13 protein-coding genes are annotated in these 7,721 nt (G+C 40.3%); all 13 read right to left on the bottom strand.

Annotation, left to right across the window (positions count from 1 at the left end):
• Positions 1 to 50: 50 nt before the first annotated feature.
• The 13 genes from OU793_RS24950 to OU793_RS22920 all read right to left on the bottom strand — a co-directional run bounded on the left by OU793_RS24950 (position 51) and on the right by OU793_RS22920 (position 7,470).
• The gene (locus OU793_RS24950; protein WP_025537048.1) at positions 51 to 353 is read right to left on the bottom strand and encodes a hypothetical protein; all 303 of its coding nucleotides are present in this window, start codon (positions 351 to 353) and stop codon (positions 51 to 53) included.
• Between the two features lie 30 nt (positions 354 to 383).
• Positions 384 to 503: a DUF3265 domain-containing protein gene (locus tag OU793_RS23000; RefSeq protein ID WP_071936826.1), complete on the bottom strand. Its 120-nt coding sequence runs from the start codon at positions 501 to 503 to the stop codon at positions 384 to 386.
• Entirely contained in the window at positions 490 to 735 is a 246-nt protein-coding gene (locus tag OU793_RS22995; RefSeq protein ID WP_228073164.1) for a hypothetical protein, read from the bottom strand. The genes OU793_RS23000 and OU793_RS22995 overlap by 14 nt, the downstream gene beginning before the upstream one ends.
• Positions 736 to 975: 240 nt before the next feature.
• Entirely contained in the window at positions 976 to 1,554 is a 579-nt protein-coding gene (locus OU793_RS22990; protein WP_159408086.1) for a hypothetical protein, read from the bottom strand.
• 214 nt (positions 1,555 to 1,768) lie between these two features.
• A complete protein-coding gene (locus tag OU793_RS22980; protein ID WP_029863084.1) occupies positions 1,769 to 1,990 on the bottom strand; it encodes a hypothetical protein in 222 nt (73 codons plus the stop codon).
• A gap of 765 nt (positions 1,991 to 2,755) precedes the next feature.
• On the bottom strand, positions 2,756 to 3,220 hold the full coding sequence (locus tag OU793_RS22970) for a GNAT family N-acetyltransferase (protein WP_159408085.1): 465 nt from the start codon (positions 3,218 to 3,220) through the stop codon (positions 2,756 to 2,758).
• A gap of 140 nt (positions 3,221 to 3,360) precedes the next feature.
• Positions 3,361 to 3,879 carry a GNAT family N-acetyltransferase gene (locus tag OU793_RS22965; RefSeq protein WP_193237467.1) on the bottom strand — a complete coding sequence of 173 codons (519 nt, stop codon included), beginning with the start codon at positions 3,877 to 3,879 and terminating at the stop codon, positions 3,361 to 3,363.
• A gap of 31 nt (positions 3,880 to 3,910) precedes the next feature.
• Positions 3,911 to 4,051 (bottom strand): DUF3265 domain-containing protein, encoded by a 141-nt coding sequence (locus OU793_RS24945; RefSeq protein WP_180761348.1) that lies wholly within the window; start codon positions 4,049 to 4,051, stop codon positions 3,911 to 3,913.
• A gap of 440 nt (positions 4,052 to 4,491) precedes the next feature.
• Positions 4,492 to 5,019: a hypothetical protein gene (locus OU793_RS22955; RefSeq protein ID WP_159408084.1), complete on the bottom strand. Its 528-nt coding sequence runs from the start codon at positions 5,017 to 5,019 to the stop codon at positions 4,492 to 4,494.
• A 153-nt stretch (positions 5,020 to 5,172) separates the two neighbouring features.
• The gene (locus tag OU793_RS22945) at positions 5,173 to 5,664 is read right to left on the bottom strand and encodes a hypothetical protein (protein WP_025553544.1); all 492 of its coding nucleotides are present in this window, start codon (positions 5,662 to 5,664) and stop codon (positions 5,173 to 5,175) included.
• A gap of 145 nt (positions 5,665 to 5,809) precedes the next feature.
• Positions 5,810 to 6,274, bottom strand: a complete 465-nt coding sequence (locus tag OU793_RS22935; RefSeq protein ID WP_236578033.1) for a hypothetical protein — start codon at positions 6,272 to 6,274, stop codon at positions 5,810 to 5,812.
• Positions 6,275 to 6,922: 648 nt separating this feature from the next.
• Complete coding sequence (locus OU793_RS22925; protein WP_140060746.1) at positions 6,923 to 7,225, bottom strand: type II toxin-antitoxin system RelE/ParE family toxin; 303 nt, start codon at positions 7,223 to 7,225, stop codon at positions 6,923 to 6,925.
• Complete coding sequence (locus tag OU793_RS22920) at positions 7,213 to 7,470, bottom strand: type II toxin-antitoxin system Phd/YefM family antitoxin (protein ID WP_005448240.1); 258 nt, start codon at positions 7,468 to 7,470, stop codon at positions 7,213 to 7,215. The genes OU793_RS22925 and OU793_RS22920 overlap by 13 nt, the downstream gene beginning before the upstream one ends.
• Positions 7,471 to 7,721 lie beyond the last annotated feature (251 nt).

Genomic DNA, 7,721 nt, shown 5'->3' with positions numbered 1-7,721 from the left:
GGAGTATATTCATGCGCATCTGTAAAAAGTGTCGCACTTCAAACTTGATACTAAGCTAATTTTACGCTCGCTATTCGCCAGTAGCCGACAAGAACGGCCAATACCACCCATTGCGTTAAATACCATAGATAATACGATGCTTGGCTATCAATTAAGTAAAAATAAATTACTAGTCCGAAACTCGTTAACACCGAAAAGACATATAGGAACCATAGCGCTACACAAACATTATTGTTGAATTCAGAAAGCTTCTCTCCCCGATCTATACCTGAGAGAAATATAAGCCCAAAACCAATAATGCTACCTACTCCAAGCTGGAAAAATGAAAGCGGAACCAAAACCCAAAGTGACATTTTTATCTCCCTGATTAGCCTAACGCCCAGTTAAGGGGTGAAGCACGCAATGACTAAGCCGCTGCATTCCACTTCAACACCGAAATCAACGCATACCAAAAATGCCACGCGTGCTGAATCCCACTTGAACTGTTTGTTATGTGCGTACATTTAACGAAAGCACATCCCTTACATCACGAGAGTCAGACTCTTTCCAACGAGATACTTTTTTACCTTGTGAAGTAGTGTCTACAAGTACTTCGATTGTGTAGTTTGATTTGTATTTTCGTTTTTCGAACTGTTGGTGCAAAAAGGCTGCAAACTGTTCTGCTAACTCTATTGAATCAAGGTAAATGCTCTTCCCACGCAATCGTCCGGCAGGTGAAGCACTGACAGTAATCATTGAATTATCATCATGCTCCCAATGATAAGAGCGCAGGTTTTGAGGTAGAAGATCATTTCTCACGCGAATAAGTACTGTCGCATACTCTACGACACTCCTATTCGGAAAGTCTCCCAGCTTTCTAAGCATGTTACTTTTTTTCCCTAAGCACATAACGCCGCATTAAGGTGTGAGCGATGCTTGGCTACACTTGAGCGAAGCGAAAATGCCAAGCGTTGCGAATCACTCTTAAATGCTTTGTTAAGTGCCTGATTCCATGAGAAATGGAAAGTTAATCATACAAGCAAGCTTTACCCTTTCATATATGTCATTGTCGTCTTCCAAATGACTCGCAACGCATAGATAGTATTTTTTGCCCTGATATTCTTGGAATATGACCCACTCACCTGTTAATTTCTGTTTTTGTGCTCGCTTTTCAAACATTCCAACAGTCATTTCATGCGCTAAAAACATAGCCATTTCATCATCGCAATACCCAGAAGTATTTTGTTCAAATGCCTTGTGTATGACCTTGTCTAGATTCGCATTACCTCCACGATCAAAACCAAATTGGGCATTCATATTTCCTAAGAAAAAACGAGCGTCGAAGAAATGAGATTTATATAGTCCTTTCAGTGGTAGGTGCTTAAATTGACCAACTTTGGAAGCACTTCCTCTTTCTATGCGCTTTAGTTGGTCACCTATACCATGGACACTTAAAATTCGCTTAGTTTCAAAGTGATGAATCTGAGCTATTAAAACAGAACTAATCCTAGACAGATCTAGCCCGTAGAAAACAATGCTAGATTTAGCGTATTCTCGGAGCTCTTCATTATTCATATCGACTTCACTTACTGATCTAACGTAAGGCACTTAACGCCCTGTTAAGGTGTGAGCAACGCAATACTGAAGCCCCCGCATACCACCTTATACACTAGACGCAACGCATAGCAAAAATGCCAAGCGTTGCGAATCACTCTTAAACAGTTTGTTATATGCGTACTCAAGGGCTTTACCTAACAATTATAAAAATAGTTTTCAAAGCACATAGTGCTTAACCAATTTTTACTTCATAAGGCGTAGTACCCTCATCCTTGTTTTGATTAAGGATAATCTCTGCGGTAGCGTTGAATTTCGATTTAAGCAGGTTTCGAATCTGATTGTATCTCAAGCCCTCATTGTAATCGCTAGCAAGATGATTCTGTATGTTCCAGGAATCACGTAACTTGTATAACTCATCATATAGTTCATCTTCATTCATAGAGCTGTAACTCATAACTTTCTCCTTTAAATTTAATAGCATATAACGCCCTGTTAAGGGGTGAGCAACGCAATACCAAAGCCGCCGCATACCACCTTAAACACAAAAACCAACGCATAGTGAAAATGCCACGCGTTGCGAATCCCTCTTGAACAGTTTGTTAGTCGCGAGGCACCGAGCGACAATTTTAAGCCGAACTAAACTTTGCGAACAACAAACTTTATGTGCTTTGATGCACTTAGGTCAGGCGTAGTCTCAAAGCGGCTCCTCAATGAAACCACTTGGAACAAACAACGCCGCAGAAAACGAACTGACAACACCAAAAAGCTCTTTTGGAAAGCTAATCTCACAGTGCGGACTTTCAACGAAGTCACTGAAACCACGTGGAATTTACAACACCAGAGAAAACGTAATTTCAGCGATTAAATCGGCTTTTGTACCGACAAACTCACCGAGCGGAGTTGCAACCAAAAACAGATTTTCGATTAACCCGCTCTATCACCACCAAAGAACAAAACAAACGCTAGGGTAATTGTAAACTTTGGATTAAAAACAACAGAAACTGAGTTTTGACCATCGACGATGAACCTGTGTACCAAACAAGCAGCTGCGAAATTTTGAGCTTAGAAACACGATTTTGATTGCTAGCTTTTTCTGGCGACTAACGCCGCGTTAAGTAGTGAGCAACGCTTACACTTAACCTAAACCATTACACCTTAAACACAAAATTCAATTTGAGCTGAGAATGCCACGCGTTGCGAATCTGCCTTAAACGCTTTGTTAGCTGTATTTTTCCATTACAAAGTTTCTTAGTTTTTGACCACGGACTTCCATTTCTTGGGCTTGAACTACTTTAAAACCGAAGTGTTCGTAAAATGAACGAGCAGTGATACTGACTTCAGAAAAATAACGTTTTATACCGCGCGAATTGCCAACCTTAAAAACATGATTCATTAGAGCTTTACCTACACCTTTGCCTTGATACTCATGGTGACAAAAGAAATGGTCTATAAGCCCACTAGCTTGCAAATCTGTATAGCCAACAATGAAACCGTCTATTTCAGCAACAAATGGAGATAACCCTTTCATCCGTTTTTCCCAGACTGACGGTTCTAGACGTTCTGGAGCCCAAGCTTCGACTTGAGCTTGAGAATAGTCACGAATATTAATATTCCGAATTGTATAAAAGTGAATATCCCATAGTGCTCTGGCATCTTCTACGCTGTAATTTCTAATTGTAATCATCGTGCTTACTCCATAATACAGCTAACGCCGCGTTAAGTAGTGAGCAACGCTTACGCCTAACCTAAAACATTGTGCCGTAAACACTTAAGCCGATTAAAACCAAAAATGCCACGCGTTGCGAATCTGCCTTAAACGCTTTGTTATGTAACAATATTTTCGATGCTATAAATACGGCCAGCATACAGTTTACTGCCAATTTTGTAGGCATTTGGTGCTACTGTTTTGAGAGAAAAGCCACTTTTAATAAGCACATTTTCTGAACCAACGTTTCCTTCTGTAACTACGGCACTAAATGCCGTAATAGCTTGTTCATTAGAAGCCCAATTGATTAATGCTTTTAATGATTCTGTACCAAACCCGAGACCATGGTATTGAGGGAGAATTAAATACCCTACGTCTGCCACACCATCGATTAGGTGAAAACCAGTGACACCGATTTTTTCACCAGTTTCCCGTATAGTCATTGTAAGGCATACCCAATTTTCTGAAGTTATAGACCTCCGAGGAAGCCTTGATTCAAATCTTTCTTTTATTTCTAAAGGAGATGGCTCATCGAAACATAAGCTAATAACAGCAGGATCACGATGTAAAGACTCAAATAATTCCCAATCTTTGTCCGTAATTTGAGTCATTTTCAGTCTAGCCGTAAGTATTTCCATGCTCGATTTTTCCTTGTTACATAACGCCCAGTTAAGGGGTGAAGCACGCAATGACTAAGCCGCTGCATTGCACTTCAACACCGAAACCACCGCATACCAAAAATGCCACGCGTGCTGAATCCCTCTTGAACTGTTTGTTATGTTTAAGATTCAAGACCTTACGTTCCGCTATACAGAAGCATACCCCAACTAACTTTTGCAAACAAAAACCAAAAGCCTAAAAACTGATTTAACTCATTAGCTTAGGCAAATTAAACTTGAGCTTTAATAGCAGAAAACACAAAACGAAGTCTAACTTTAAGAGTTAAACAAATGTCCTCACGTTAAACTTGCTCCGAAATTCAATGAGGCAACTCTCAGAATTTTTAGCGCCAAAGAATAAATGTCCGAAAAGCAACGTCCAACAATGCCAACTTGCCGAAAAGACCTAAATTGGATGACTTAGGAAACAAAAAAAACACAACCTACTGATTTTACATGATTAAACATAACGCCGCATTAAGGTGTGAGCAACGCTACCACGAAACTCAATCAAGCCACCGTAAACACAAAACCCAACGATGAAATGAAAAATGCCATGCGTTGGGAATCACTCTTAAATGCTTTGTTATGTTAATTTTCACCAATAATATCAAATACTTCTTTCGAGCTTAGCTGTACTTCATTTCTTGGAGCTTGTTTGGCTAATGAACCGATCTTGTCATTGTAAGGTAATAGCCTTACTTGACCTTTGGGAGAGAAACAATTTTTACCAGAACGATAGAAGCTTTTCCCCGAGTACCCATTTGTATAACTTTCTACAACAATTCTCTTTTGCTTTGTATGTGCGGGAACTTTAACCGTTACGACTGCATAGGTATTTGTATGCCAACTTGTATCATGAACTAATAACTCCTGCCCCAAATAAGGTGGATTGTCTTCAAAGTATTCTTTGACGCTGTCAAAGCTCCAATGAAGAGAAGCTGCATTTCTATGTTTTCGAAACTCTTCTTGCTGCTTTTCACGACAATCACTGCATGTTCCATGAGAAACTTTGAAGTCACTGACCCTGATTGGGAAAGGCTTAGTCATTCTAGCTATGAACTTGGTGTGGCAATAAGAGCATGTTTTTCTCCACTCAACCACTGAATCATTTTTCAAGATTTATACTCCATTAACATAACGCCCTGTTAAGGTGTGAGCAACTTAATACCGAAGCTCCCGCATACCACGTTAAACACTAAAACCAACGCATGGTAAAAATGCCACACGTTGCGAATCACTCTTGAACAGCTTGTTATGAAACTTTTACTTTTAATAATAAACGCCATCTAAATGCACGTAGCTCAGAGGAAAGCCATATTTCCCAGCGGACAGTTGTGAAATAATCGAACGAAATACTAAACGTATATACACACTCTGGTTTAGTGAAGAGTTTACTACGTAAGTTCTACCACTTGAAAGCTGGATACAATACGCATATTCATCCATCTTATCTGGCTGTCGAAGACTAGCTGTAAATGCAGTCCTACCTTCAATAATTGTGGGAAAAGTTACTTTTGTATTCGTAATAGAGTTGTAACAACCCTTTCGCCATACAATCTCGCTACTGGAATCAATTACTCCTACAGCTTGTAGTTGTACTTTTGCCTGCGAGTCATTATGGATAGTAATTTTATCATTATAGTTTCCATTAATCAGATGTAACTTCACCCGATGCGCATCCTTACGGAACGTTATAAAAATAGCAACACCTGACATCAGCATTGAAAGTGATGAGATAATTAGTGTAAGTTCTGACTCCACAATGACTTTACTCCTAAATCAAATTTAACCAAGTTTCATAACGCCGCGTTAAGGGGTGCAGGCACGCAATACAAAAGTTTCTGCAAAGCACCTTAAACACTGCACCCAACGCATAATAAAAATGCCACGCGTGCCAAATCCCTCTTTAACGCTTTGTTAGGTAATTATTTTTCAGGAACTCCATAGCCTCACTGGCAACGACCTGAAAGTCGATAGAAGTCCCATCATTGTATTCAACTAGAAGAGCTGGTGTATCAAAGCTTTTGAAGCAAAACGCTCGAGAGAAACTACCTTGTTTTTGGCTAACTTCTCTCAAATTAACTTTTGCCCGATCTATTCCTGCGTGTTTATCCGAATCGCAAATATCATTGATTGCAGCCAATGCTTTACAAGCATCTCGCATATCTCTTTGGCAATCTCTGACTTTGTCAAAATTACAGTTACACAACTTTTCTCTATGCGCGTAATCTGTACACTGCCATAGCTTTTGCGCGAGTTCATCAGCTAAATCTGTACATAAAGGGGCGGCTATGTATTTTTTATACATAGCTTCCGCATCTGACAGCTTCTTCTCGAAACTTGCTTTGGAAAAAGAGAAATTTTTAGTCAATGAGTCCACCTGCTTCCAATTACCTAACGCCGCATTAAGGGGTGAACAACGCCACCACCCAACCTAAGCTATTGTGCAGTAAACACTAAAGCTGATTCAAACCAAAACTGCCAAGCGTTGTGAATCCCTCTTGAATGCTTTGTTAGTTGCCAGACCTAACACTTTCATTTGAAGTGGATTGCCGCTTTGCCAACACGAGCTTTACGTGTATTAAGAAACTCAAATCAGGCGCAGTTTCAAAGCGCCTGTCACTGAAACCACTTGGAATTTACAACGCCGTAGAAAACGGACTTTGAACACCAAACAAACCTTTTGGAACGACAATGCAGCAGAGCAGGCTTTCAACAAGCTAACAGCCTCTGAAACAGAAAGCCCAAATCGCGCAAGGAACCAAAGAACAATTTTCACAACACCTAATAACTAGAAATTGAAATACGAAAACCTAGCCAAAAACACACGGACATTAGCCCTAAGTATTCTGCTTTAGGTACTTTTTTTCTCGTCGGCAACTAACGCCCTGTTAAGGTGTGAGCAACGCAATACCTAAGCCGCCGCATACCACCTTAAACACTAAACGTAACGCATAGTGAAAATGCCACGCGTTGCGAATCACTCTTAAACAGTTTGTTAGCCGCTCATTCCCAAAGGTTATTGCTTGCTCAATAGGAACTTACGCAAGTCTCTCTCAGCACGCATAACAAACAGAATAAATACTTTGTCGCCGTCTTGTTTATAGAAAACGCGGCACGGATTAACTACAACTTCACGATAGCTTAGATGTTCTAATTCAGGCGGAATGCGACCCGATTCAGGGAAAGCCTCTAAGCGCTCGACTTTAGAAACGATCGTTTGAACCAATTGTTTTGCAGCTACGATATTTTCAAGTGCGATGTATTCAGCGATATCATTGAGGTCGGATAGCGCTGGCTCAGTCCAGATTATTTCAGCCATTTTGACATTTTGTCCTTGGCTTCATCGTGACTCACCACTTTACCATCCGCTAATGCACGTTCACCTCGTGCAATCCCCTCCAGAATCGCCAAACGATTTTGCATAAACTCGTAATCATCAACATCAACCAGATATGCCGATGGCTTGCCATGTTCGGTAATTAACACTGGTTCTTTAGTGTCGTGGAGATCGGCAAGGATTTTTGTTGCTTGACGTTTGAGTGATGTAACTAGTTCTACTTTCATGAGAGCTGCTCCAAAGGAATACTAAAGTGATACTATTCTATCACTTTGAGTATAGCAAGCTCCATGACGGCTAACGCCCAATTAAGGTGTGAAGCACGCGACCACTACACTTGACTAGGACGCCGTAAACATTTAACTAAATTGAAACCAAAAGTGCCGAGCGTGCTGAATCACTCTTAAATTGTTTGTTATGTTTCTTGGATTCAAGTACGAAGTGCGACACCTCTGAACATAAAAACAGTGAAATGCGA

It is taken from the genome of Vibrio sp. VP6 (assembly GCF_028823755.1).
Classification (GTDB): Bacteria; Pseudomonadota; Gammaproteobacteria; order Enterobacterales; family Vibrionaceae; genus Vibrio; species Vibrio parahaemolyticus.
The sequence above is the reverse complement of the archived record's forward strand: the minus strand, read 5'-3'. Positions and strand labels throughout refer to the sequence as shown.

Bases quoted from the DNA above. Each gene is read 5' to 3' on its own strand.
- OU793_RS22980 (WP_029863084.1), bottom strand. From the start codon at position 1,990: ATGAGTTACAGCTCTATGAATGAAGATGAACTATATGATGAGTTATAC.
- OU793_RS24950 (WP_025537048.1), bottom strand. From the start codon at position 353: ATGTCACTTTGGGTTTTGGTTCCGCTTTCATTTTTCCAGCTTGGAGTA.
- OU793_RS22920 (WP_005448240.1), bottom strand. From the start codon at position 7,470: ATGAAAGTAGAACTAGTTACATCACTCAAACGTCAAGCAACAAAAATC.
- OU793_RS22965 (WP_193237467.1), bottom strand. From the start codon at position 3,879: ATGGAAATACTTACGGCTAGACTGAAAATGACTCAAATTACGGACAAA.
- OU793_RS22990 (WP_159408086.1), bottom strand. From the start codon at position 1,554: ATGAATAATGAAGAGCTCCGAGAATACGCTAAATCTAGCATTGTTTTC.
- OU793_RS22925 (WP_140060746.1), bottom strand. From the start codon at position 7,225: ATGGCTGAAATAATCTGGACTGAGCCAGCGCTATCCGACCTCAATGAT.
- OU793_RS22970 (WP_159408085.1), bottom strand. From the start codon at position 3,220: ATGATTACAATTAGAAATTACAGCGTAGAAGATGCCAGAGCACTATGG.
- OU793_RS23000 (WP_071936826.1), bottom strand. From the start codon at position 503: ATGTACGCACATAACAAACAGTTCAAGTGGGATTCAGCACGCGTGGCA.
- OU793_RS22995 (WP_228073164.1), bottom strand. From the start codon at position 735: ATGATTACTGTCAGTGCTTCACCTGCCGGACGATTGCGTGGGAAGAGC.